This window comes from Paenibacillus sp. OAS669, from assembly GCF_014873645.1.
Classification (GTDB): Bacteria; Bacillota; Bacilli; order Paenibacillales; family NBRC-103111; genus Paenibacillus_S; species Paenibacillus_S vulneris.
The window spans coordinates 84,364-110,458 of record NZ_JADBDR010000005.1 but is presented as its reverse complement, the minus strand read 5'-3'; the positions used below and the strand labels follow the sequence as shown (position 1 = coordinate 110,458).

Here is a 26,095-nt window from a genome sequence, read left to right as displayed (position 1 = left end):
TGGTGGACTACCATTAACCGCATCCTGCGGTTGCAAGTCTTTTATGGGGTGCGTGACCAGCGCATTTCTTTAACAAAGTACAGGAGGTGTAATATGCTTCGCTACACGTTACGTCGTTTAGTCTATATGGTGGTTACCCTGTGGCTGATCATTACGTTCACCTTTGTGCTGATGAAAAATTTGCCGGGTGATCCGTTCGGTGAAGACTCATTAAAACTTACTGCTGAGCAGAAGCAACTTTTATATGCACAATATGGGTTGGACAAACCGTTGTGGGAGCAGTATTTGAAGTATCTTAATAATGTTATTCATGGAGATTTGGGGGTTTCTTACGCCTTTCCAACCCGTAAAGTAACAGAAATCATCGCACAAGGCTTTCCTGCATCCCTCGAATTGGGTCTGTGGGCGTTATGTATCGCTATCGTAGTTGGACTTATCCTGGGTATTATTGCTTCCCTTAATCACAATAAAGGCTGGGACATCGGCGCGATGTTTACAGCTGTCGTAGGGATTTCGATTCCGTCCTTTGTTCTTGCACCGTTGCTTTCTTATTTTATCGGGGTTAAGCTGGGCTGGCTTCCTGCAGGGATGTGGACCGGAGCTTCCAGTCGCATACTGCCCGCCATCTCCTTGTCGTTCGGGACCATCGCCATTCTGGCTCGTTTGATGCGGACGTCCATGCTGGACGTATTAAGTCTCGATTATGTGAAAACGGCGAAGGCGAAAGGCTTGTCCCAAAGAGCCATTGTGGTTCGGCATACACTTCGAAATGCAATTTTGCCGGTTGTCACCGTACTGGGTCCGGTATTCGTTAACTTGATCACAGGTACGCTGGTTGTTGAGCAAATCTTCGTTGTACCTGGACTTGGTAAGCACTTTGTTCAGTCGATTTATTCTAATGACTATACGATGATTACCGGATTGACGATTTTTTATTCATTCCTCTTAGTGGTTGTTTTATTCCTGACCGATATTTTGTACGGTTTGGTTGACCCGCGTATTCGTCTGACCAAGGGAGGTTCCAAATGATGCAGCAAATTTCGAAAGACATGTTTGAGCCGGCACCTAAAGGAACAGCCCATGGCGATGTAATCGTACGGCCGTCCATGAGTTACTGGCAGGATGCCTGGAGAAGACTGAAGAAGAACAAGCTGGCCATGTTCGGCCTTATTACCCTTATAGTATTAGCCATTTTATCGATTTTTGGTCCTATTTTTTCGCACCACGATTATGCAACGCAAAACTATGATATCAAGAACCTGAAGCCATCCGCCGAGCACTGGTTCGGCACCGACGATTTCGGACGGGATCTATGGGTCCGCGTATGGTGGGGCACTAGAATTTCCTTGGCTATCGGACTTTGTGCCGCTTTGCTGGATTTGGTGTTCGGGGTGCTGTACGGCGGGATTTCCGCTTATTACGGCGGACGCGTCGATGATATTATGCAGCGTATCATTGAAATTGTATACTCCATTCCGTTTCTGTTGATCTCGATCCTGCTGATCGTTGTCATTGGTCCGGGATTTAAAACGATTATTATTGCTTACGCGATTACAGGCTGGGTTCCTATGGCCCGTCTGGTACGCGGACAGATCCTTACGCTTAAGGAGCAGGAATACGTTCTTGCGGCAAGAACATTGGGCGCCGGCGGCGCACGGATTATTTTGAAGCACTTGGTGCCTAACGCATTAGGCTTGATTATCGTACAAATTACGTTTATCGTTCCGTCGGCTATTTTTACCGAGGCATTCTTGAGCTTCATCGGTTTGGGTATCCGAGTTCCTCTGGCGTCGTTAGGAGCATTGCTGTCTGACGGTGCAGGCGCGATTCGTTTGTACCCGCATCGTATTGTTTTCCCGACTATCGTTTTTAGCTTGATCTTGATGAGCTTTAACCTGCTCGGCGACGGCTTGCGTGATGCGCTTGATCCGAAGATGAGAAAATAACGCCGATAAATGGGGAACAGGCTGTTCCCCAAAAAGCTTTATGCTTATATTAACGCAAGCAGGAGGTGCCAATAATGAGTCAAAATATATTAGAGGTCAAGGATCTCAAGGTATCCTTTCGCACTTACGCCGGGGAAGTTCAGGCGGTACGCGGTGTTTCATTCGAATTGAAAAAGGGCGAGGTGCTGGCGATCGTCGGAGAGTCCGGCTGCGGAAAATCCGTTACGGCGCAAACGATCATGAGACTGATTCCGTCGCCTCCAAGCGTCATTAAGGGCGGATCGATTTTGTTTGACGGCAAAACGGAAGTTACCCTATGTACAGATAAAGAAATGGAAAAAATTCGCGGTTCGGAGATGGGCATGATTTTCCAGGACCCTATGACTTCCTTGAACCCTACCATGACCATAGGCAAGCAGATTACGGAAGGCTTGATTAAGCATCATAATATATCGAAAGACGAAGCTAACAAAAAAGCGGTTGAAATATTAAAAATGGTAGGAATTTCCAATCCAGAAGGCCGCATTTATCAGTACCCGCATGAATTTTCCGGCGGTATGCGTCAGCGGGTTATGATTGCCATCGCTCTGGCATGCAGTCCGAAGCTGCTGATTGCGGATGAACCGACAACTGCATTGGACGTAACCATTCAAGCGCAAATCATCGATTTGATGAAAACCTTGTCTGAAAAGACAGAAGCTTCTATTATAGTAATAACACATGACTTGGGTGTTGTTGCGGAAATGGCTCAGCGCGTTATCGTAATGTACGCCGGCAAGGTCGTCGAGCAGGGAACGGTAGACGAGCTGTTCTACAATCCTCAGCATCCGTATACGTGGGGACTTCTGCGTTCGGTGCCTCGTCTGGATCAGGATGCCGACAGCGAGCTTATTCCTATTCCGGGAACGCCTCCCGATTTGTTCGCTCCACCCAAAGGATGTGCCTTTGCAGCTCGTTGTCCTTATGCTATGAAAGCTTGTCTGGAAATCGATCCGGAGCATACAAAGCTGACTGACACCCATTCGGCTGCCTGTTGGCTGCTTCACCCCGATGCTCCGAAGGTAGAGCGTCCTGTAGAAGTGGGAGGTGGAATGCGATGAGCAAGGATACTATATTGGAAGTGCGCAATCTGCAGAAGCATTTTCAAGTCGGCGGCGGCAAAATATTGAAGGCAGTCGACAATCTGAACTTTTCTGTGAAGCGCGGGGAAACGTTCGGTCTGGTAGGGGAGTCCGGCTGCGGGAAATCGACCGCGGGCCGTACGATCATTAATTTGTATGATGCTACCGGAGGAGAAGTTATTTTTAATGGCGAGAACGTTCATAAAATGCGCGGACGCAAGCTGAATGAATTTCGCCGCCAGATGCAAATGGTGTTCCAGGATCCTTATGCTTCCCTGAATCCGCGTATGACGGTCGGAAACATCATTGCTGAGGGCGTAGATATTCATGGGTTGTATTCCGGCGCCAAACGGAAAGAACGGGTGTTCGAGCTGCTTGACGCCGTAGGTTTGAACTCGGAGCATGCCAGCCGGTTCCCTCACGAATTTTCCGGCGGACAGCGCCAGCGTATCGGTATCGCGAGAGCCTTGGCAATCGAGCCTCAATTTATTATTGCGGACGAGCCGATCTCCGCGTTGGACGTATCGGTGCAGGCGCAGGTGGTCAACCTGTTCAAGAAGCTGCAAAAGGAGCACGGCCTTACCTATTTATTCATTGCCCACGATCTGGCGATGGTAAAGCATATATCCGACCGAATCGGCGTGATGTATCTGGGTAAGCTGGTCGAGGTCACTACCTCCGATGAGCTGTACGCCAAGCCGCTGCACCCTTATACGGAATCACTGCTTTCCGCCATCCCGATTCCGGATCCGGAAGTAGAGCGCACTCGGGAACGCATTATTCTCGAGGGAGAGATTCCAAGCCCATTGAACCCGCCGAGCGGATGCCCGTTCCGGACCCGCTGTCCGAAGGCGATGCCGGAATGCGCGGCTTCGATGCCGGAATTCAAGCAAGTAGAGCCTAATCATTACGTAGCCTGCCATTTGTATTAATGGAATATCATGAGAGCCGGGTTGTTCGGGACGTCGTCCTTGAACTGCCTGGCTTTCTGTTTGGCTGCTGTTTTTCTCTTTTGACGATTGTGCCAATCATGTGTACAATCAAAGAGGTACATATAAATCATTGTAAAGTGAGGCGGCTGCCTTGTTGAAAGTAGAATCAATTCATTGGAAATCCAGCCAGCCTATCACGGAGGATTATGTTCACCAATTTGACAAGGTAAGCACCTTGTTCGATTATAATCCATGGGATGGCTCATCATGGGCTGCAAGAGCGGAATGGCTGGATCACGGACGTCAATCCGCAGCTGATCGCGGACAAATCGCCGATGTGCTATCCGCCTTCAATGCCCGGCTGCATAACGCTCCTGAGGCAATGCATGCCATAGAGCAGCTTCGCGATGAACGAACGCTTTGCATCGCAGGAGGCCAACAGGCCGGCTTATTCACTGGCCCGGCGCTGGTGATCTACAAGGCGGTAACCTTGATTCGCTCCGCGCGGCTTGCTTCCGAACGGCTGGGACGCCCTGTAGTGCCCGTCTTCTGGATCGCAGGGGAAGATCACGATTTCGACGAGGTCAATCATATCTATGCTTTGTCGCAAGATCTGCAATTGAACAAAATCAAGGTTAGTTCTGCGAGCGAGAAGCGCAGCTCGGTCAGCCGGCTAGATATTTCCGCCGGGCAATGGGAGGAGGCACTGCAGCAGCTCGATGCGTCCTTGATCCCTACTGAATTTAAGGCTTCCTGGATGGACGCTCTTCAGACCATAGCGGCCAGCTCATCGACGCTGGTTGATTTCTTCGGTCAGCTGATGGCTAAGCTGTTCGGTTCCTACGGTCTTGTGCTGCTGGATTCAGACGATCCTGCGCTGCGCCGGGTCGAAGCGCCTATGTTCCGCCGGCTGCTGGAGCAGCAGGCGCCTTTGCATGCGGCGTACCTTCAAGGAAAGCAGCGTGTGAATGAGCTTGGCTACGCCTCTCAGGTGGAGATGCATGAGCGGGGGGCGAATTTGTTCATTTTCGATGAAGATGAACGCATTCTGCTGTATGCTTCGGAGGAAGATCCGCAGCTGTTTACAGACCGTAAACAGGAAAGACGGTATTCTCTGAGTCAGCTGCTGGACTGGACAGAGACGGCGCCGGAGCGGTTCAGTAACAACGTCCTGACCAGGCCTCTGATGCAGGACTATGTCCTGCCGGTGCTGGGGACGGTGCTCGGGCCGGGCGAAATTGCTTATTGGGGATTGACGCGCGATGCATTCCATTACGCGGGGATGAAGATGCCGATTGTCATTCCGCGCGTAGAAGTGACATTAATGGAAGGAATTGTCCAGAAAAACATGACGAAATACGGCTTGTCCCTGGATGATGTGCTGTACCGGCTTGAGGAGAAGCAGCAGCAATGGCTGAAGGAGCAGGACAGCCTGAAGCTCGAGGAGCGATTCGAGCAAGTGAGGGTTCAGTTCAAAGAAAGCTATCAGCCGCTAGTTGAGCTCATTTCCGGAGTGAATCCGGGCCTTGGGAAGCTGGGGGAGACGAATATGGCCAAGATTTTGGAGCAAATCGGATTTCTGGAGCATAAGGCTGCCGACGCGGTTCGTTCCCAATTCGACGCTTCGCTCCGTCAGTTTCAGCGGATCGGGCTATCCGTGCTTCCTCTGGGGAAACCACAGGAGAGGGTCTATAATATAATGTCTTATCTCAATAAATACGGAACCGAGTGGCTGTATGAGCTTGTAGACGGCGAGTTGGAGCTCGACGGACTGCATAAGGTATGCTATCTATAAAGCGAAGCGGGTCTGCACCGGCCTTAGCTTTGATTTATATAAAGACATCATGAGGGGCAATCGATCTATACCAATGGCTGAAGCCTATAAACAAGATTTGGAGGATGATATATGAATACGAAAGAACGCAGCATTATTAAGGACATTGCATTGGCCCCGGAAGGCCACTTGAAAATCGACTGGGTGAATGCCCACATGCCGGTATTGAACCGGATCCGCGAGCAATTTGAGAAAGAGCAGCCTTTTAAAGGCTTGAAGGTTGCGATCTCTTTGCACCTTGAAGCCAAAACCGCTTATCTGGCTAAAGTGGTTCAAGCCGGAGGCGCTGACGTTACCATTTGCGGAAGCAACCCGCTCTCGACACAGGATGACGTATGTGCGGCTCTTGTGGAAGACGGCATCACTGTATTCGCCAAGTACAATCCTGAGCCTCAGGAGTACAAGGAATTGTTGATCAAAACCCTGGAAACCGAACCGGACCTGATCATTGACGACGGCGGCGACCTTGTATCCATTCTGCACTCCGAGCGTAAGGATCTGCTCAAGAACGTTCGCGGCGGCGCCGAAGAAACGACGACGGGCATTCTGCGTTTGAAAGCTATGGAAAAAGACGGCCAATTGCAGTTCCCGATGGTTGCAGTTAATGATGCCTATTGCAAATATTTGTTCGACAACCGCTACGGAACCGGTCAATCCGTCTGGGATGGCATTAACCGTACAACTAACCTGGTTGTTGCAGGCAAGACGGTCGTCGTTGTAGGCTACGGCTGGTGCGGTAAAGGGGTGGCTATGCGGGCTAAAGGTCTTGGCGCCAATGTAGTCGTAACCGAAATCGATGCCATTAAAGCGGTTGAAGCCTATATGGACGGATTTGCTGTTATGTCCATGAAGGAAGCGGCCAAGATTGGTGATTTCTTCGTTACGGTTACGGGTAACCGCGATGTCATCCGCGGAGAGCACTACGAAGTGATGAAGGATGGAGCGATTCTATCGAACGCCGGCCACTTTGATGTAGAAGTGAACAAACCTGAGCTGGATGCGCTGTCTGTATCCAAGCGTACGGTTCGCCGCAACATTGAAGAGTATACGCTGAAGGATGGACGCAAGTTCTACCTGATCGCCGAAGGCCGTCTGGTGAACTTGGCTGCAGGAGACGGTCATCCGGCGGAAATTATGGATATGACCTTCGCGCTGCAAGCCATGTCTCTGAAATATGTGAATGACAATTACAAGCAAATCGGTCAAAAGGTCGTTAACGTGCCTTACGAGCTTGATGAGCAAGTAGCCCGTTTCAAACTGGAATCCATGGGCGTTTCCATCGATACGTTGTCTGAAGAGCAAAAATCTTATTTGGACAGCTGGACCGAGCATTAATGAAAGGTGAAGCCTTCCCTTATGGGAAGGCTTTTTTCACTCCCAAATTTATGCAACAAACTCACGATTCTCCTCGTTTATAAAGTATCGCCGGTTGCGGCGTATATAGGAAGATTCCATAGGGGGGATCGTGTATGGGGGTCAAAGGGGATAGAGTGCGGGTATTATCGAAGCACGGTTGGAAAAAATGGGCAATAGCCGCTTTGCTGGCTGTCGTCCTAACAGGCTGCGGAGCCGCAGATCAGAGCAAAAGCTCGGAATATTCTGCGGGGGCAAGTGATAGTGCCAAATCCATCAAAACGGATTCGAATCAAAGCTCAGCCTTAGCTGTGTCGGGCGCCGAGGGTAACAGGGCGGAACCACAGGCTGCCTCCGTGCCTGCCCAGGCACCTAACAGCTACAACGGAACCAGCCTCACGTCGGTTGATGCGCCGGACCGCAAAATCATTTACAGAGCCAGCATGACCATGCAGGTAGACAAGTACGAGGATGCCCAGCAATTAATCGAAGATGCCGTGAGGCAATCGGGAGGCTACGTGCTCCAGTTCAACCAGAGCGAGACGGCTTATGAGAAAAGCGGGAATTTCGTCATCAAGGTCCCAGTGAATGGCTTCAGCTCCTTGCTGAATCAACTGGAGAAGATTCACTCCACATCCCAAAAAAGCGTGCAGGGTCAGGACGTGTCGGAGGAATATGTGGATTTGACGGCCCGGTTAAATGCGAAGCAGGTTGTGGAGAAGCGTTTGGTCGCTTTTATGGAGAAAGCTTCGAAAACCGACGAGCTGCTTGCTTTCTCCAATGAGCTTGGTAAGGTGCAGGAGGAGATTGAGCGCATCAAAGGGAGAATGAGATACTTGGAGCAAAATGTTTCTTATTCCACTATTGAGCTTCGATTGGTTCAAAAGATGGGCTCTGCGGCGGTCATCAAAGGCCAGGAAGGCGGGCCGCTGGTTCAAAGGGCTGCCTCGGCATGGAGCGGCAGCACCGCCGTACTGTCCGTCATTCTTCAGTGGATCGTCATTGTGGCCGCGGCCGTATTGCCTGTAGCCATCGTGCTGGCTGTCATCCTGATCCCCACCCTGCTCGTTCGTAGGTCGAGAAAGAAGAAACAGCTCGAATTAAGAAAAAAACTGACGGAAGAAAACCGGGAATCCATTCAAATTTCGTCGAACGATGAAGAACGGCCGGAAGCCTAAGATGAAAATATTTTGTGAAATCCTGCTCTGTAGCAGGATTTTTTGTTTTTGTGGAGAAAACTAACTATACAAGTGGTGGAAAGTGGGGTAAAGTGGTGGAAAGGGGTGAGGGTTGACATGTTCATGGGCGAATACCAGCACAGCATCGATGATAAAGGACGGATGATCGTGCCGGCTAAATTTCGCGAAGCCCTTGGACCCTCATTCATCGTAACCCGCGGCTTGGACCAATGCTTGTTCGTTTACCCCAGGGAAGAGTGGAGTGTACTGGAGCAGAAGTTGAAGGCTCTGCCCTTAATGAAATCGGACGCGCGCGCATTTACGCGGTTTTTCTTTTCCGGAGCTACGGAATGTGAGCTCGATAAGCAGGGAAGGATGAATTTGCCTAACAATCTTATTGAGCACGCCAAATTGGAAAAGGACTGCGTCGTCATCGGTGTTTCTAATCGGGTCGAGATTTGGAGCAAGCAAATGTGGGAATCCTATGCCCAACAATCGGAAGAATCGTTCAACGAAATTGCCGAGAAGCTTGTGGATTTTAACTTTGATTTATAAATACCGAATGACCTATACAGGAGGATTATGCATCATGTTTCATCACATCACCGTTTTGAAGGAAGAAGCCGTTGAAGGTTTGGAAATAAGGCCGGACGGCGTATATGTTGACTGTACTTTGGGAGGAGCAGGGCACAGCTCAGCAATTGCTTCTCAATTGAATGATCAGGGTCTGCTCATTGCATTTGACCAGGACGATGCGGCGCTGGAGAATGCGAAGACCAAGCTGGCTCCCTATATGGATAAAGTTAAGCTGGTTAGAAGCAATTTTCGCGAGATCGAGAATCAGCTTCGTCATATTCCAAGGGCTGTGAAAGACGGGATTCCACAAGTGGACGGAATCTTGTTCGATCTGGGAGTGTCGTCGCCGCAGCTGGACGAAGCCGATAGAGGCTTCAGCTATAACCATGATGCGGAGCTTGATATGAGAATGGACCGGACGACGGACCTTACGGCCAAGGAAATCGTCAATGAATGGCCGGAGCAGGAAATTGCCCGTATTTTATTCGAATATGGGGAAGAGAAGTTTGCACGGCGCATAGCCGCTGTGATTGCAGCAGCAAGAAGCAAGGGTGTTATCGAAACGACGGGACAGCTGGTGGAGCTGATCAAGGAAGGCATTCCCGCCGCAGCCCGCCGCAGCGGACCGCATCCGGCCAAACGAAGCTTCCAGGCATTGCGCATTGCCGTTAATGATGAGCTGGGGGCATTCGAGGAGGCGCTGGAGCAATCCATTCGCTGTCTGGCACCGGGTGGACGCGTAGCGGTTATTACGTTCCACTCGCTGGAGGATCGGATTTGTAAGCAAACCTTTGCCAAGTATGTTGAACGCTGCACATGCCCGCCGGATTTTCCGCTATGTGTTTGCGGCAGCAAAGGAATCGTCAAGCTGGTTAACCGTAAGCCTATTGAAGCCGGCAAGGTAGAGCTGGAAGCCAATCCAAGAGCCCGTTCGGCTAAGCTGCGGATCGCTGAGAAACTATAAATTAGTTCAAGTCTATTATTTTGCAAGCGGCGAAGGAGGAGAACCTATATGCCTGCATACATTCATGGGAATTTGGCTGTCGAGCAGAAGTCGGGTCAAAAGGTGAATGTCAAGGAAACGAAAAAAATCGTTTACCGGAGTAAATCGCTTCCAGTCCAAGAGAAGCTGTTGTATCTTTTTACCGTTCTTGTATGCGTAGCCGTCGCCAGCCTAATTATTTGGCGTTATGCGCAAATTTATGAGATGAACACAAGAATCATGAAGCTCGAGAGCGATATTCAAATGCTGCAGGCGGAAAATAACGTGCTCAAGCGTACGATAGACAAGCTTTCCAGTCCGGACCGTTTAAGAGAAGAAGCGAAAAAATGGGGGATGGTGCCGACGGATGAAAAGCAAATCAGTAAGGTAGCTCGGCAAAACACCGAAAGCACCTCTGGCGCAACGGCTGCCAACCAGAAAAAAACGGAAACCCCGTAATCATCTGACTGGGAGAGATGAATGATGAACAAAAAAACGAAGCTGAGATCATTGTTAATCGGGGGGGTATTTACCCTCCTTTTTGTTGCTATTGTAGGCCGATTATATTGGGTCCAAATCGTTGACGGCAAGGTGCTGCTTGCTGAAGCGCAGAAAAAGTGGGCGGCGGAGGAAGACATCCGTCCGGTTCGCGGCATGATCTTTGACCGCAACGGCAATGTACTGGCGGAGGATGCCCCTGCCTATACCGTTGCCTTGAATCCGAAGATCATACAAACCAAAGGCATTCAAACGGCAGTAACCAAAGGGCTGGCAGCCATATTGAAAACATCGGATGATCCCGCGGCTGTGGCTGAATTAGAAGACAAGATAAGGAAGATCGTGACCAAAGAATATCCGACTGCACAATATCCCCAAGTGGAGCTTCGCAATGAAGGCTGGAAGATAGACGCAGAGGTCGCTGAACAAATCAAACAATTGTCGGAGGAGCTGAAGAAGCAGGGGGGAAAGCCTTACTCAAGCGGTATTACGCTCATAGAAGAACAGAAACGCTTCTATCCTGGAGGGAAGCTGGCCGCTCACCTGCTGGGCTACGACAATAAAGAAGGAAAGCCTGTTATGGGTCTGGAGCTCTCGTTAGATAAGGAATTGAAGGGGATTCCGGGACACCGTTCCTATGAAAAGGACCTGCACGGGGTCGAGCTGCCGGACGCGAAAGTCAATTATGTGCCTGCGGTCGACGGCAATAACGTAAAGCTGACTATAGACAAAAATATTCAGTATTATGTAGAAAGTGCATTGGAGAAGGTGTATAACCAATACCATCCAAATAGCATAACGGCCATCGCGGCCGATCCGAAAACGATGGAAATACTTGGAATGGCAAGTTTTCCGAACTTTAACCCGAACAAATATTGGGAATCCAAGCAGCAGGATTTCTTCAACAATGCGGTAGCTTCACAATATGAGCCGGGTTCTACCTTTAAGATCGTTACATTAGCTGCATCGGTTGAGGAAGGGAAGTTCAACCCGAACGATACGTTTCAGTCCGGCTCCATTGCGGTTCCGGGAAATAGGCTTCATGACCATAATATCGTCGGTTGGGGTCCGATTACCTATTTAGAGGGCTTGAAACGATCCAGTAACGTTGCTTTTGTTAAACTGGGGTATGAGAAGCTTGGAACAGATCTTCTGAGACAGTACATATTAAAGTTCGGTTTTGGGGCTAAAACGGGTATCGACATAGCCGGTGAGGTCAAAGGTGTCGTGAATATGAAAAACCCGGTAGAGTTCGCTACGGCTACTTACGGTCAGGGTCCCATCACCACCACGTCTATCCAGCAAACTGCTGCCTACGGGGCAATCGCCAATGGTGGCAAGCTGATGTGGCCTCATGTTGTTAAAGAGATCTATAATCCTCGTACCAAAGAGGTCGTTCAATCGTTTGAGCCGAAATTCGTGAGGCAGGTAGTTTCCGAATCGACGGCCAAGCAGGTAAGTGAGCTGCTGGAGCAGGTCGTAAGCGACCAAAAAATCGGAACGGGGAAAAAAGCGGCAATCGAAGGATATCGTGTCGCAGGCAAGACGGGAACGGCCAACGTGGTTGAGCCGGGCGGCAAAGGGTATTCTCCTAATAAATGGGTTATTTCTTTTATCGGCTTTGCTCCGGTGGAGGACCCGAAAATTTTGGTCAGCATTATTGCAGACCAGCCTGATTTGGGCGGTAACTACCATCTGGGTAGTGATGTAGCTCCTCCGGCCTTTAAGGAGATTGTAGCGCAAACGCTGCGTTACATGGGTGTTCCTTCTTCTTCGCAGCAGCAAAAAGCCGCGGAAAAAGAAGTGAAGACAACGACGCTGCCGGACTTGGTCGGCATGACGCTGGAGCAGGCCAGAACCGCACTCAATAAATATGACGTTGTTGTGGAGGCTATCGGCAAAGGAGCTAAAATTACGTCCCAATCTCCGGCGCCTGGTACAGAAATCGGCTCCACCCAACGAATTTATGTAACGATGCAGGAGAATGGCGATTCTGCCGTACCTGATTTAACGGGCAAATCGTTGAGGGATGCGCTCGAAGTGTGTACGTTTATCAAGGCCAAATGTCAATCCTCTGGCGAAGGGTATGTCGCTTCGCAAACCGTGTCGACGGAAGGGGATACCAAAGTCGTTACTTTGCAGCTCAAGCCATATAACGAATTGCTGCAAACGCCGATTAACGACTCCGGCGGGACCAAGTCCGATAAGAAGGATACAGGCAAAGCAGCCGATCCTTCGAAAGGAAACGAAGCCTCAGGCAAAAAAGTTGCCCAGTCGGGCCGGTAAGCTTGTTCTATCCTCAGGTTGTCCCGAATAGTCTGGATATGAAACAATCTAGACAACCTTTCGGGAGGGGATAGATCGGTCATGAGGGCATCGAACGTAACGGTACGTCGTCGGCTGTTTGCCGCTTTAATTGTAGGAACTATACTGTTTGCCGCATTGATTGTAAGGCTGGGATACGTCCAGTTATGGATGGGGCCGGAATTATCCGAGATGGCTGAGAAGCTGTGGCGCCGGGAAATCCCGTTCGAAGCCAAACGGGGGGAGATATGGGATCGCAATGGAGTACAGCTGGCTTATAATATCAGCTCTCCTACGATTTATGCCATCCCTGCCCAAATCAAAGACGCGAAGGCTGCGGCTGCGCAGCTGGCGTCCCAGCTGCAGGTAACCGAGGATTCCATCTATAAACTGATTACGAAGAAGCAATCCAGTGTCCGGATACAGCCTGCCGGCCGTAAAATTACGCTGGAAAAGGCCAACGAGATTAGCCAACTGCAAATCCCGGGCATTGTGGTCGCCGAGGACAATAAACGGTATTATCCGTTCGGCGGCCTTGCGGCCCATATTCTTGGGTTCACGGATATTTATAATAAAGGATTGACGGGCATAGAATTAAAGTATGACAAATTGCTCACAGGTCTTAAAGGGAGCATTGCTTATTTATCGGACGCAGCAGGACGTCTCATGCCCAATTCCTCCGAGGAATATGTAAAGCCGCGGGACGGCTTGAATTTGCAGCTCACTATCGACAATCATTTGCAGTCCGTTCTTGAACGCGAGCTGGATCAGGCGATGGTGAGGTATCAGGCTAACGACGCAATCGCTATCATGATGGATCCGAATAACGGCGAAATTTTGGCTATGGGAGCGAGGCCGGGCTTTAATCCGGGAAGCTTCAGAGATTTCCCGAAGGAAAGCTATGATCGCAATCTTCCGATCTGGATGACGTATGAGCCCGGCTCCACCTTCAAAATCATTACTTTGGCTGCCGCCCTGGAAGAGAAGAAGGTCAATTTGAGCGAACCTTTCTTCGATCCAGGCTCCATTAAAGTGGCGGGTGCAAATCTGCGCTGCTGGAAGCGGGGAGGACACGGAAGCGAGACGTTTCTGCAGGTGGTCGAGAACTCCTGCAACCCCGGCTTTGTCACCATGGGGCAGCGCTTGGGCAAGGAGACGCTGTTTAACTATATTACGAATTTCGGCTTCGGAAAAAAAACAGGAATCGATCTGAACGGGGAAGAGAACGGAATCTTGTTCAAACCCTCGAAGGTGGGACCGGTTGAGCTTGCAACGACCTCGTTCGGTCAAGGGGTGTCGGTTACGCCGATTCAGCAGATTACGGCCGTGTCGGCAGCCATTAACGGAGGGAAGCTTTTTAAGCCCCACGTAGCGAAGGCTTGGTACAGTCCGGAGACCGGAGAATTGGTAGCGAAGGAGCAGCCGGAGCTTGTTCGTCAGGTGATCTCGGAAGCAACCTCCAAGCAGGTTAGGGAAACGTTAGAGAGCGTCGTAGCGAATGGTACAGGTCGTAACGCCTTCATAGAAGGGTATCGTGTCGGCGGCAAGACAGGTACGGCCCAGAAGGTAGTGAACGGCAGGTATTCCGCTACAGAGCATATTGTCTCCTTTATCGGCTTTGCTCCTGCGGATGATCCGAAGGTTGTCGTCTATGCAGCCGTCGATAACCCGCAGGGTGTGCAATTCGGCGGACTTATAGCCGCGCCGCTTGTTAAAAACATCATGGAGGACGCGCTCCATTATATGAATGTGTCTCCGCGCAAGGATCAGCTTAACCGCAAATATGTTTATGGGGATACGAAGACAGTGGAGGTTCCCAGTTTGATAGGGATGAGTATTACGGATATTTACGAGGATATGAACTCGGATTTCCTGCTGGCCAAATCCGGCACAGGAAGCTATGTTGTCAATCAGGTTCCCAAAGCGGGGGCCAAGGTGGAGCAAGGCTCAACCATTCGCATCTATTTGTCGGACACCGCGCCCAGCCCGGATTCTCCAAAATAACATTTTCTATGAAAATGAAAATTTGGGCTTTTCATCGGAGCGTTTTTTGTCCATAATAGATACCATGTGTAAAAAACGGAGGGGGACTCATGCAGCTAAAGGAACTGGCTTCTCAGTTAGCAGTAAGCCATATTTTGGGTGACGGCGAGACGGTGTTTACCGGGATTCAGACCGATTCTCGCAAGGTGCAGCCCGGTGATTTGTTCCTGTGCATTTCCGGCTTGGTAACAGACGGTCATGAATATGCAGCAAAAGCCGTAGAAATGGGAGCTGCGGCTCTGGTTGTAGAGCATGATGTCGATGTGGATGTACCGAAGCTTGTTGTTAAGGACAGCCGGTTTGCAATGGCAGTCATAGCCAATCATTTCTATCAATATCCCAGCCGTCAGATGAAAGTGATTGGAGTCACCGGCACTAACGGTAAGACGACCAGCACGTATCTGATCGAAGCGATACTTAGCGATCAGGGGTTCCGCACCGGACTGATGGGAACGATCAAGATGAAAATCGGTTCTACGGTGACCGGGATGGAGCGTACGACGCTGGAAGCCGTTGATCTGCAAAAAAACCTGCGGCTTATGGCCGACGCCGGCACCGATTACTGCATTATGGAAGTATCCAGCCATGCGCTTGACTTGGGCCGGGTCAAAGGCTGCAGCTTTCGCACCGGCATTTTTACGAACCTGACCCAGGATCATTTGGACTATCACGAAACAATGGAGCAGTATAAAGCGGCCAAAGGACTCCTGTTCTCCCGGCTCGGCAACGACTTTTCGGATGATCCCGACGAGCACCGCTTCGCCGTCCTGAACGTGGATGACGCCGCTTCGGAGTATTATTCCAAGCTGACCTCCGCACAGGTCATAACGTATGGGATCGATCATGACGCCGACGTGCGCGCCGAGCAAATCGAGATCACGTCCAAAGGCACACGCTTCCGCTGCGTAACCTTCCGCGGCACGGCGGATATCCAAATGAAGCTGGTCGGTAAATTCAATGTGTATAATGCGCTGGCTGCCATAACAGCCGCTTTATTGGAAGGAATTCCTCTTGAGGCCGTGAAAAAAAGCCTGGAGGCGATCGAATCCGTGGATGGGCGTATGGAAATCGTCAACGCAGGACAGCCATTTCTTGTGCTGGTCGATTATGCGCATACACCAGATGGTCTGGAGAATGCACTCTCCACGATCAAGCAGTTTGCCAAAGGCCAGGTTTACTGCGTGTTTGGCTGCGGCGGGGACCGGGACCGGACAAAACGCCCGTTAATGGGCAAAGTAACGGCGGCGTACAGCGATTATGTGTATGTAACCTCCGATAACCCGCGTACCGAGGATCCGGAACGAATACTGCAGGATATCGTACCGGGTATTGTAGAGGCGGGTCTGCATGAGGATCGATACGAATTGGTCACCGATCGGCGGGAAGCTATTCAAAAAGCCGTTGCTCGGGCAACCCCTGACGATGTAGTATTGATTGCGGGGAAAGGGCATGAAACCTATCAGGAAATCATGGGAGTCAAGCATGATTTTGATGACCGTGAGGTCGCCAAAGAAGCAATAAGGGGACGATACCATGATTAAACGTACATTAAAGCAGATAGCCGACATGGCGGGAGGCACTCTCGCATATGGTGACGATAATCTGGTGATAAAGGGCGTGTCCAAGGATACGCGCACGCTGCAGGAAGGCAACTTGTATGTGCCTTTAATCGGAGAATCGTTCGACGGGCATGAATTCGCTCTTGATGCTGTGTCCAAAGGAGCGGCGGCAACGCTGTGGCAGAACGATCACGATAATCGTCCGGAAGGTGTTCCGTTAATCCTGGTGGATGATACGCTAAAGGCACTTCAGCAGCTCGCAAAAGCGTACCGCTTGCAGCTGCCTGTCCGCATAGTAGGGATCACCGGCAGCAACGGGAAAACAACGACGAAGGACATGACCGCTTCCGTATTGTCCGCTTCTTATAAGGTGCATAAGACATTGGGCAACTACAATAACCATATCGGTCTTCCTTTGACGCTGCTGCAGCTTGAAGAGGACACGGAGGTCGCCGTTCTCGAAATGGGAATGAGCGGCCGGGGGGAAATCCGTTTCTTGTCGGAAATGGCCGAACCGGAGATTGTAGTGATTACAAATATCGGCGAGGCGCATCTGCTCCAGCTCGGAAGCCGGGAAGAGATCGCAAGGGCGAAGACGGAAATTTTGGCCGGTTTGCAGCAGGACGGGACGCTCGTCTACAATGGCGACGAGCCATTGATAGAGAAGGTGCTTCCTGAGCTGAAAGCGGAAGGTGGAATGAAAGCGACAAGGGTTCATCACGTTCGTTTTGGCGCCAACAAGGACAATGACTTGTATCCTTCCGATACCCGGATGGATGCAGCCGGAACGCATTTTCGCATTGAACGGTTCGATGGCGTGTCCTTCTATATACCACTCCTGGGCTTCCATAACGTAGTAAACGCTCTGGCAGCTATCGCCGTGGGGATTCATTTTGCCATACCTGCCGCCAAGATCGCGGAAGGCCTGAGAGCCTCCGTTATGACCGGCATGCGAATTGAAATGCTTAAGGCACCTTCGGGGCTTACCATCTTAAACGATGCTTATAATGCAAGTCCTACTTCTATGAAAGCGGCGCTCTCCCTTCTGGAGGAGCTTCAGGGCTATCGGCGGAAGATTGTAGTTCTTGGCGATATGCTGGAGCTCGGGGAACGGGAAGAGGAATTTCACAGAGAGATCGGCCGCCTATTGAATCCGGTAACCATCGATAGAGTATACGTATTCGGCAAGCTGGCACAATTGATATCGGAAGAGGCCGCCACACGATATTCGGCAGGACGCGTTCATACATTCGAGGATAAGAGTCAGATGGCGCAAGCTGTCGCTGCATACGCGGCACCGGAAGACGTCGTATTGGTCAAGGGCTCACGCGGCATGAAGCTGGAGCAGGTCGTAACGCTGCTTCAACAAGTCAAGTAGAATCATAGGCAACAACAGGGCATTTTTCCGTCATATAGGTTTGATGATGCTTACGATGTAACTTTCCTACGGAAAGTTTTAGGGGGACTTAATTGTGGATTTTAACGTGGTCATGATCACTTTGGGGGCAGCGTTCCTGCTTGCCGTCATTATGGGACCATTGGGCATACCTCTGCTCAGGAGGTTGAAATTTGGACAGCAAATCCGTACGGACGGACCGCAGGGTCATTTGAAAAAAGCGGGAACGCCCACCATGGGAGGCACGATCATCCTGTTCGCTCTGGCGCTGGCGGTGCTGCGTTTTGCCGATAAGAGCATGGAAATGATCATTCTGCTGGTCGCTTCCCTCGGTTACGGATTAGTTGGATTTATGGATGATTATATTAAAATCTTGCTGAAGCGTTCACTAGGCTTAACAGCCAAACAAAAGCTGCTCGGTCAGCTGATCGTATCGGTGATCGTCTGTATCCTGCTTGCCAAAATCGGTCACAGCACAGATGTTCGCATTCCCTTTATCGATTATACGATCCCGATGGGCTGGCTTTATTACCCATTTGTCGTCGTTATGATGCTGGGGACGTCCAATGCGGTGAATTTTACCGATGGATTGGACGGCTTGCTGGCGGGGACAAGTGCAGTAGCATTTGGGGCGTATGCTATTATTGCATTAAATAATACGATGCCTGATGTAGCGGTGTTCTCTGCTGCCATGGTAGGAGCTGTGCTGGGCTTTCTCGTTTTCAATGCCCATCCGGCCAAGGTGTTCATGGGGGATACGGGGTCGCTTGGTATCGGCGGAGGTCTTGCCGTAGTAGCCATATTGACCAAAGCGGAAATTCTTCTTGTACTGATTGGCGGGGTTTTCGTAGTCGAAGTGCTTTCGGTCATCATTCAGGTCGTCTCCTTCAAAACAAGGGGCAAACGCGTATTTAAAATGAGCCCGATTCATCATCATTTTGAGCTGGTTGGCTGGTCCGAATGGCGTGTTGTCATCACCTTCTGGGCAACAGGCATCGTTTTGGCGGGAATCGGACTATTCGTAAACGAGGTGTTGTAGCATATGAAGCATCCACAAGCATATCAGAACGAACAAGTGGTCATTATAGGTTTGGCTCGCAGCGGCGTCGCTGTAGCCAAGCTGTTCCATGAGCTGGGAGCCGACGTCACGGTTAACGATAAAAAGGAACGCGACTTATGCCCTGAGGCCGATGAACTTACGGCTCTGGGTATTTCTGTTATTTGCGGGGGCCATCCGTCCGGGCTGATTCACGAAGGCGTGAAGCTTGTCGTGAAAAACCCGGGGATCCCCTATACGATCGAGCCGATTCAAAAAGCGCTGGAGCTGGGCATAGAAATCGTTACCGAGGTCGAGGTTGCCTACCATGTATGCAAAGCGCCGATGGTTTGTATAACCGGCTCCAACGGAAAGACGACAACCACCACATGGATTGGGCTCATGCTGGATAAAGCAGGGTTAAAGCCTATTGTGGCAGGCAATATAGGTCGTGCCTTAACCGAAGCGGCTTTGGAGGCCGGCCCCGACAACCATATGGTAGTCGAGCTGAGCAGCTTTCAGCTGAAGGGCACTACGGACTTCAGGCCTCAAGTGGCTTGCCTGTTAAATGTGTATGAAACCCATCTGGACTACCATGGAACAATGGAGGACTACATAGCTTCAAAAGTCAAGCTGTTCGCTAACCAGACCGCTGAAGATACAGCTGTGCTGAACTGGGACAATCCTGTATGCCGTCGAGTGGCCCAGGAAGTCAAAGCTTCCGTCTTTCCTTTTTCGACCAAGGAGGAGCTGTCCTATGGCGTTTTCGTTCTGCCGTCCTTCTCAGATGACGTGCCTGATGCTGAGCGCAGTATTGTCTACCGTGACGCTCAAGGAAAGACCCATCGTATCGTAGGGGTGAAAGAGCTGGGGATTTTCGGGAGCTTTAACGTAGAGAACGCGGCTGCAGCGGCTTGTGCCGCATTGACGTTCGGCGTGTCTATCGAAATCATCGCTGAGGTTTTGAAGGAGTTCAAGGGAGTGGAGCATCGGTTAGAGCACGTAGCAACGCTCAACGGGGTTCTGTATTTTAACAATTCCAAAGCTACGAATCCTACGGCAACGATAAAAACGATAGAATCCTTCGAGCAGGACGTTATCCTTATCGCCGGAGGTCTGGAGCGGGGCATGGATTATATGGACCTGCTGCCTGTATTCCAAACCAGGGTCAAGGGATTGGTCGCCATTGGTCAAACCAAAGAGAAAATAAGTCATGTCGCCAAGCTTGCAGGCATGAGTCAAATCAAATTGGTCGATACTGCTAACAGTGTGCAGGACACGGTGACCGAAGCGGTTCGACAGGCTGCGGCGATGGCTAAGGCGGGAGATGTGGTCCTATTATCTCCGGCGTGCGCCAGCTGGGACATGTTTCCTTCCTACGAGGAAAGGGGAAGAATGTTTAGGCAGTCCGTGCATACCCTTTAAAGAGGGGGGTATACAAGCCTACCCTACCATTTTATAAGGTAAGAGGTGGCATGCATGGCAAAAGCGCGGTCTGCACCGGATGTAACAATGTTGGTATGTACGATGATGCTCTTGGCTATCGGCGTGGTAATGGTGTACAGCGCCAGCGCCGTACTGGCGTTTCATGAGTTTGGAGACTGGTACTATTATTTGAAAAGACAGCTACTATTTGCCGTTCTCGGGATAGCAGCCATGATATTTACAATGAATGTAGATTATCTGGTTTGGAAAAAGTATGCCAAAATCGGCCTTATCATCTGCTTTGCCCTTCTGGTGATTGTGCTAATTCCAGGCATAGGCGTTATTCGCGGGGGAGCCCGCAGCTGGCTCGGGATCGGATCTTTCGGTATTCAGCCGTCCGAATTTATGAAAATGGGCATGATCTTATTTCTATCGAAAATGCTGTCCGAGCAGCAGAGTAAAATTACGCTGTTTACGAAGGGACTTATGCCTCCTCTGGGGTTGGTAGGCTTGGCCTTCGGCCTCATCATGCTTCAGCCCGATCTGGGGACGGGTGCGGTGCTCGTAGGGGCATCTCTTCTCATTATTTATGCGGCAGGCGCTAGATTGCTCCATTTATCGTATTTAGGCATGGTAGGTGTCGCCGGGTTTGTCGGGCTTGTCATCGCCGCTCCGTACCGCTTAAAGCGGATAACGGCATTCCTCGATCCCTGGCAGGACCCGCTGGGCGCCGGATACCAAGCCATACAATCGCTGTATGCCATCGGTCCGGGAGGACTCGTCGGATTAGGGCTTGGGATGAGCCGGCAAAAGTACAGCTATCTTCCCGAGCCGCAGACGGATTTTATTTTCTCTATTATTGCGGAGGAGCTTGGCTTCATTGGGGGCTCTTTTGTTCTTATTTTGTTTATGCTGTTGGTTTGGCGCGGTATGCGGACTGCGATTACTGCTCCCGATACGTTCGGCAGCCTGCTGGCAACGGGCATTGTCGGCATGATTGCCGTTCAGGTTGTGATTAACATCGGGGTCGTCATCGGCATGTTCCCAGTTACGGGCATTACGCTGCCGCTAATTAGTGCAGGCGGTTCATCACTGACTCTGATGCTAACCTCTATCGGCATCCTATTAAATATTTCCCGCTATGCGAGGTGAACGGCTTGAAAACTATCGTCTTTACAGGAGGCGGTTCGGCAGGACATGTCACTCCTAACCTCGCGCTCATTTCAAGATTGAAAAAGCAGGGTTGGGACATTCAATATATCGGTTCCAAGCAGGGAATCGAAAAAGACATCATTCAGCATGCCGGAATTCCCTATCATTCTATCTCATCAGGCAAGCTGCGGCGATACTTTGATTTGAAAAATATAAAGGACCCTTTCAGGGTTATTAAGGGCGTCGGAGACGCCTATAGGCTGCTTCGCAAGCTTAAGCCGTCCATTGTGTTCTCCAAGGGCGGATTCGTCTCCGTTCCAGTCATTGTGGCAAGCTGGTTGAACCGGATCCCGGTTATCTGCCACGAGTCAGATATTACTCCAGGGCTGGCCAACAAAATTTCGGTTCCTTTCGCCAATCAAATCTGCGTTAACTTTCCCGAAGCGCTTAAATATATCAAAAGCGGTAAAGGCATATGCACAGGCTTGCCGATACGCGAGCAGATCCTGCAAGGAAAAGCCCATCGGGGCCTGGATCTGTGTGATTTTCACAAGCAAAAGCCCGTCCTTCTTGTCATGGGCGGAAGCCTTGGCGCACAAAAGATCAACAGCGCGGTTCGCAGTTCACTCGATACGTTATTGGAGCATTATCAGATCGTCCATCTTTGCGGCAAAGGCCAGACGGATGAAGCCTACGCCAAACGCAGGGGTTACAAGCAGTTTGAATATATCAATGAGGAATTGGCCGATATATTAGCTATGACGGATCTTGTGGTATCCCGTGCGGGCGCTACGTCGATCTTCGAGTTTCTGTCATTAGGCAAGCCGATGCTGTTGATTCCGCTGACCAAGCAGGCAAGCCGGGGCGACCAGCTGTTGAATGCGGCTTCGTTTCAAAAGAAAGGCTATGCGGAAGTGCTGTACGAAGAGAATTTGACTCCGGAATCCTTAATTGAAGGGATTCATGGCGTGTACGCTAACCGGGAACGGATGGCGGCCAACATTAGATCCACCGAACAAAACAGCGCCACGGATACCATTATCCGGCTGATAGAAGAAACATGTCTAAAATAATGCGGCTCCTGCAGTTTGAAGAAACTGTCTGGGCGATTGTCACACTATTACCGATTTTACATAAACTACACTATAACCGTGACAGACACCCGAGCTTTTACGATGATAGGGCCGGCGTTCAAGCGAGATGATCCAATAGTGTTTAATCTGTTGTTCATCGTTACGATAGCGCTGTGCCCCAAAACGGATGCCCTGGAGTTCTGTGAAGGAGGTTTTCCCATGCAACAGGTCATATCACAATTGCTGAGCGGAGCATACGGAGAATGCTTGCTGAATGAACCGCTCGCGCCTCATACCACTTGGAAGATCGGCGGGCCGGCCGATGTGCTGCTTATCCCTGAGACGAAGGAGCAGCTGGTCGAAGCCGTCAAGCTGCTGCATCGGCACCAGACGTCCTGGACCGTTCTCGGACGCGGCTCCAACATGCTGGTTGCGGATAAAGGAATACGCGGCATCGTCCTCAAGCTTGGCCCGTCTATGGAGACACTGCGGTTTGAAGGCGATATTGCCTATGCCGGAGGAGCTTATTCCTTGATTAAGCTGTCCGTCATGGCCAGCAAGGAAGGTTTGACCGGATTCGAGTTTGCCGGAGGCATTCCGGGAACGGTGGGAGGCGCCGTCTATATGAACGCCGGGGCTCACGGGTCCGATGTGTCACGCATATTGTTAAGAGCTGAAGTGCTGCTCCCGACAGGAGAATTGGTAACGATGCAGCAGGCCGATTTCGAGTATGATTATCGTCATTCTTTATTGCAGAAGGAACCGGGGATCGTCACCGAGGCTGTATTCCAGCTGCAGTACGGCAACAAAAAAGAAATTACAGAGACTACGGCAGCCTACAAAGAAAGACGTTTACGGACTCAACCACTGCAATTGGCTACTTGTGGAAGTGTGTTCCGGAATCCGGAAGGACATTATGCCGCAAAGCTGATTGAGGAAGCGGGATTGAAGGGGTATAAAGTCGGAGGGGCCGAAGTTTCACCGCTGCATGCCAATTTCATCGTCAACACCGGGAAAGCGACAGCTCAGGACGTGCTCACTCTCATCGAACAGGTACAGCGTATCGTTTTTGAAAAGAACGGCATTAAGCTTGTGCCCGAGGTATTGGTGGTGGGTGAGCGGTAAATCGGAGGTGGGACTTTGGAAAAGTTGGTTATCGAAGGCGGGAGACCTCTATCGGGAGCCATCAAGATTCATGGTGCAAAGAATGCGGCGCTGCCCATATTGGCGGCGGGCATGATGGCGGAGGGGACGATTGAAATCAGCAACGTGCCTGACCTGTCGGATATTCAAGTGATGCTGGGCATTTTACAAGCATTAGGCTGCCGAACCGATCATCATGAAGATACGGTAACCGTCGATACATCCACTGCGAACTCGCATCACATTCCCGAAAGCCTGATGAGTCAAATGAGATCCTCCATTTTCTTGATGGGGCCGTTGTTGGCGCGCTTTGGCCGGGTTCAAGTCTATCAGCCGGGCGGATGTGCCATAGGAGAAAGGAAAATAGATTTACATTTGAACGGTCTTACGGCGCTCGGAGCTGAAATTGAAGAAACCGCTAATACGATTGTCTGTACGGCCAAAGAGCTGCGAGGAGCCGAGATCGTGCTGGACTTCCCCAGCGTCGGAGCAACAGAGAATATTATGATGGCCGCAGCAATGGCCAAAGGCATGACTACGATTTCGAATGCCGCCAGGGAGCCGGAAATACAAGATTTGCAAAATTTCTTGAATGCCATGGGCGCCAAAATTATAGGAGCGGGTACGGATACCATCACAATAGAAGGGGTATCGAATTTAACGCCATGCGCATATCGCATTATTCCGGACCGTATTGTTGCAGGCACGATGATGATCGCCGCAGCGGTAACGAGAGGGAATGTAACATTGGAAAATGTATGTCCCGCTCACTTGACGTCTGCGATTCACGTGCTCAAGCGCGCAGGTGTTCAAATAGGCATTCACGGTGATATAATAAACGTAAGCTGCTTAGCGAGACCTAAATCGGTGGAACGTATTGTCACATCGCCTCATCCGTCATTCCCTACGGATTTGCAATCCCAGATTATGGTATTGTTATCTTTGGCGGATGGACTCAGCATTGTGAAAGAAACGGTTTTTGAAGGAAGATTCAAGCATGTTGATGAGCTTTCCCGCATGGGTGCGGATATACGATTGGACTTGAACTCGGCATTCATCAAAGGTGTGCCCAGGTTGTACGGTGCCACGGTTGAAGCAACGGATTTGCGGGCGGGCGCAGCCCTTGTCATTGCCGGCCTTGCCGCTCAAGGAACTACGGTGATTGAGCAGATTCATCATATTGACCGGGGTTACGATAGGATTGAGCTCATGCTGTCGCGTCTTGGAGCCAATATTCATCGCGTATCGCCGGTACCTTCCGAATAAGCTCTTATCTTACTTATCTATATATGATTCCTATGACCATTACCGCTGATTTATCCCCTCTTTTTCTAGACGGGGATATCGGCGGTTTACATAGTTCGTTCGATAGTTTGCTTACGAAGTAAGTTTTGCATCCTGCAAAACTCAAAGCATATGCTTACGAAGTAAGGCTTTCCTTCAGAAAGCCGAGTAACGCTTACGAAGTAAGTTTTGCACCTTGCAAAACTCAAGCATATGCTTACGAAGTAAGGCTTTCCTTCGGAAAGCCCTTAGGAGGGACAACCTTGCAACAAGAACAAAGATTGCCCGTCATCCAAAAGCCCAAAACCAAAAAACGTTCCAGAAGCAGCAAAAGGCTACTCCTGTTCTTATTCCTCTTCTTCATCACACTGCTGTGCATCCTATTCTTTCAATCGTCCTTAAGCAAAATTTCGGCCATCGAGGTAGAAGGGCAGGAGCTCCTTACAGCGGATGCCATTGAGCAAGCCTCCGGGGTGAAGGCGGGAGATCATTTTTTTGCCGTCTCCTCCTCTAACGTAGAGCAGCAGGTCAAGGCTTTGAAAATGGTAGAATCCGCCACAGTGACCAAGCATTTTCCCGGTGTGATACATATTGAAGTCAAGGAATATCCCCGCGTCGCCTATCAGTTCGGCAATGCGAATCAGCCTGAGGCCATATTGGCCGACGGAAGCGTGATTCCTATGTCCGGAGATTTCAAATTCATTATGGACAAGCCTATACTGACCGGCTGGGGGAACAGCCTGGAACTGAAGCTTCAGCTGTGCAAAGCGTTGGCTTCGGCACCCGAATCTACTTTAACGGATATTTCCGAGATTAAGCCGGATCCATCCAGTTCCTATCCGGATCGAATCAAAATGTATACCCGTTCACAGTTTGAAGTGGTGACTACCATCGGCTATTTGCCGGAGAAGCTGCAATATCTGGATTCTTATATTTCCAATTTGAAGGAAAATAAGGTCAATACGGGTGTCTTAACCTTGCTCGAGGTGGATACCCACGCCCCGTTTGAAGTGGATGGAAATAAAGGCCAAAACCAGAACCAGAACCAGAACCCGAAAGACAACAAATCTGACAAGAAAACAACCTCCAACGCCCAGAGCGGTTCGACCGATTCCAAAAAGGATCCTGTCAAGCCTGCTTCCGGCAAAGAAACGACCCGGAATTGATAGAAAGCTCTACTCAATCTAGGGATTTAATGGTAGAATTAACGTTATGGTATATTTAGCTACAAGTTTGTGTGAAAAAAGTTTGTGAAAAAAG

Annotated in this window: 21 protein-coding genes; all 21 read left to right on the top strand. The window is 50.3% G+C overall.

Annotated features, from left to right (window positions below):
• The first annotated feature begins 93 nt into the window (after positions 1-93).
• The 21 genes from GGC63_RS12985 (at position 94) to GGC63_RS12885 (ending at position 26,001) form a co-directional block, all read left to right on the top strand.
• Positions 94-1,029 (top strand): ABC transporter permease, encoded by a 936-nt coding sequence (locus tag GGC63_RS12985; protein WP_079910500.1) that lies wholly within the window; start codon positions 94-96, stop codon positions 1,027-1,029.
• Positions 1,029-1,946: an ABC transporter permease gene (locus tag GGC63_RS12980; protein ID WP_192702902.1), complete on the top strand. Its 918-nt coding sequence runs from the start codon at positions 1,029-1,031 to the stop codon at positions 1,944-1,946. Before GGC63_RS12985 ends, GGC63_RS12980 begins: the two co-directional genes overlap by 1 nt.
• Before the next feature lie 74 nt (positions 1,947-2,020).
• The gene (locus GGC63_RS12975) at positions 2,021-3,046 is read left to right on the top strand and encodes an ABC transporter ATP-binding protein (RefSeq protein ID WP_079910499.1); all 1,026 of its coding nucleotides are present in this window, start codon (positions 2,021-2,023) and stop codon (positions 3,044-3,046) included.
• Positions 3,043-3,999, top strand: coding sequence for an ABC transporter ATP-binding protein (locus GGC63_RS12970; protein ID WP_192702700.1), 957 nt, complete (start codon positions 3,043-3,045; stop codon positions 3,997-3,999). Before GGC63_RS12975 ends, GGC63_RS12970 begins: the two co-directional genes overlap by 4 nt.
• Before the next feature lie 154 nt (positions 4,000-4,153).
• The gene (gene bshC / locus GGC63_RS12965; RefSeq protein WP_192702699.1) at positions 4,154-5,794 is read left to right on the top strand and encodes a bacillithiol biosynthesis cysteine-adding enzyme BshC; all 1,641 of its coding nucleotides are present in this window, start codon (positions 4,154-4,156) and stop codon (positions 5,792-5,794) included.
• A 111-nt stretch (positions 5,795-5,905) separates the two neighbouring features.
• The gene (locus GGC63_RS12960; protein ID WP_079910496.1) at positions 5,906-7,168 is read left to right on the top strand and encodes an adenosylhomocysteinase; all 1,263 of its coding nucleotides are present in this window, start codon (positions 5,906-5,908) and stop codon (positions 7,166-7,168) included.
• Between the two features lie 134 nt (positions 7,169-7,302).
• Positions 7,303-8,364, top strand: coding sequence for a DUF4349 domain-containing protein (locus GGC63_RS12955; RefSeq protein WP_192702698.1), 1,062 nt, complete (start codon positions 7,303-7,305; stop codon positions 8,362-8,364).
• Between the two features lie 117 nt (positions 8,365-8,481).
• Positions 8,482-8,919: a division/cell wall cluster transcriptional repressor MraZ gene (gene mraZ, locus GGC63_RS12950; protein WP_079910494.1), complete on the top strand. Its 438-nt coding sequence runs from the start codon at positions 8,482-8,484 to the stop codon at positions 8,917-8,919.
• Positions 8,920-8,953: 34 nt separating this feature from the next.
• Positions 8,954-9,904, top strand: a complete 951-nt coding sequence (gene rsmH, locus GGC63_RS12945) for a 16S rRNA (cytosine(1402)-N(4))-methyltransferase RsmH (RefSeq protein ID WP_192702697.1) — start codon at positions 8,954-8,956, stop codon at positions 9,902-9,904.
• 48 nt (positions 9,905-9,952) lie between these two features.
• Positions 9,953-10,381 (top strand): cell division protein FtsL, encoded by a 429-nt coding sequence (ftsL, locus tag GGC63_RS12940; RefSeq protein ID WP_079910493.1) that lies wholly within the window; start codon positions 9,953-9,955, stop codon positions 10,379-10,381.
• Between the two features lie 21 nt (positions 10,382-10,402).
• Positions 10,403-12,706 carry a penicillin-binding transpeptidase domain-containing protein gene (locus tag GGC63_RS12935; RefSeq protein ID WP_225948173.1) on the top strand — a complete coding sequence of 768 codons (2,304 nt, stop codon included), beginning with the start codon at positions 10,403-10,405 and terminating at the stop codon, positions 12,704-12,706.
• A gap of 81 nt (positions 12,707-12,787) precedes the next feature.
• Positions 12,788-14,728, top strand: coding sequence for a stage V sporulation protein D (locus tag GGC63_RS12930; protein WP_192702696.1), 1,941 nt, complete (start codon positions 12,788-12,790; stop codon positions 14,726-14,728).
• Positions 14,729-14,817: 89 nt separating this feature from the next.
• Entirely contained in the window at positions 14,818-16,308 is a 1,491-nt protein-coding gene (locus tag GGC63_RS12925; RefSeq protein WP_192702695.1) for a UDP-N-acetylmuramoyl-L-alanyl-D-glutamate--2,6-diaminopimelate ligase, read from the top strand.
• Entirely contained in the window at positions 16,301-17,704 is a 1,404-nt protein-coding gene (locus GGC63_RS12920) for a UDP-N-acetylmuramoyl-tripeptide--D-alanyl-D-alanine ligase (RefSeq protein WP_192702694.1), read from the top strand. The genes GGC63_RS12925 and GGC63_RS12920 overlap by 8 nt, the downstream gene beginning before the upstream one ends.
• Before the next feature lie 94 nt (positions 17,705-17,798).
• Entirely contained in the window at positions 17,799-18,761 is a 963-nt protein-coding gene (gene mraY / locus GGC63_RS12915; protein WP_318781044.1) for a phospho-N-acetylmuramoyl-pentapeptide-transferase, read from the top strand.
• Positions 18,762-18,764: 3 nt separating this feature from the next.
• A complete protein-coding gene (gene murD, locus GGC63_RS12910; protein WP_192702693.1) occupies positions 18,765-20,183 on the top strand; it encodes a UDP-N-acetylmuramoyl-L-alanine--D-glutamate ligase in 1,419 nt (472 codons plus the stop codon).
• A 54-nt stretch (positions 20,184-20,237) separates the two neighbouring features.
• On the top strand, positions 20,238-21,335 hold the full coding sequence (gene spoVE / locus GGC63_RS12905) for a stage V sporulation protein E (RefSeq protein ID WP_079910486.1): 1,098 nt from the start codon (positions 20,238-20,240) through the stop codon (positions 21,333-21,335).
• A 5-nt stretch (positions 21,336-21,340) separates the two neighbouring features.
• Positions 21,341-22,408, top strand: a complete 1,068-nt coding sequence (locus tag GGC63_RS12900) for an undecaprenyldiphospho-muramoylpentapeptide beta-N-acetylglucosaminyltransferase (RefSeq protein ID WP_192702692.1) — start codon at positions 21,341-21,343, stop codon at positions 22,406-22,408.
• A gap of 219 nt (positions 22,409-22,627) precedes the next feature.
• Complete coding sequence (gene murB / locus GGC63_RS12895; protein ID WP_079910484.1) at positions 22,628-23,533, top strand: UDP-N-acetylmuramate dehydrogenase; 906 nt, start codon at positions 22,628-22,630, stop codon at positions 23,531-23,533.
• A 15-nt stretch (positions 23,534-23,548) separates the two neighbouring features.
• Positions 23,549-24,817 (top strand): UDP-N-acetylglucosamine 1-carboxyvinyltransferase, encoded by a 1,269-nt coding sequence (murA, locus tag GGC63_RS12890; protein WP_192702691.1) that lies wholly within the window; start codon positions 23,549-23,551, stop codon positions 24,815-24,817.
• Between the two features lie 281 nt (positions 24,818-25,098).
• Positions 25,099-26,001, top strand: coding sequence for a cell division protein FtsQ/DivIB (locus GGC63_RS12885; protein ID WP_192702690.1), 903 nt, complete (start codon positions 25,099-25,101; stop codon positions 25,999-26,001).
• Positions 26,002-26,095 lie beyond the last annotated feature (94 nt).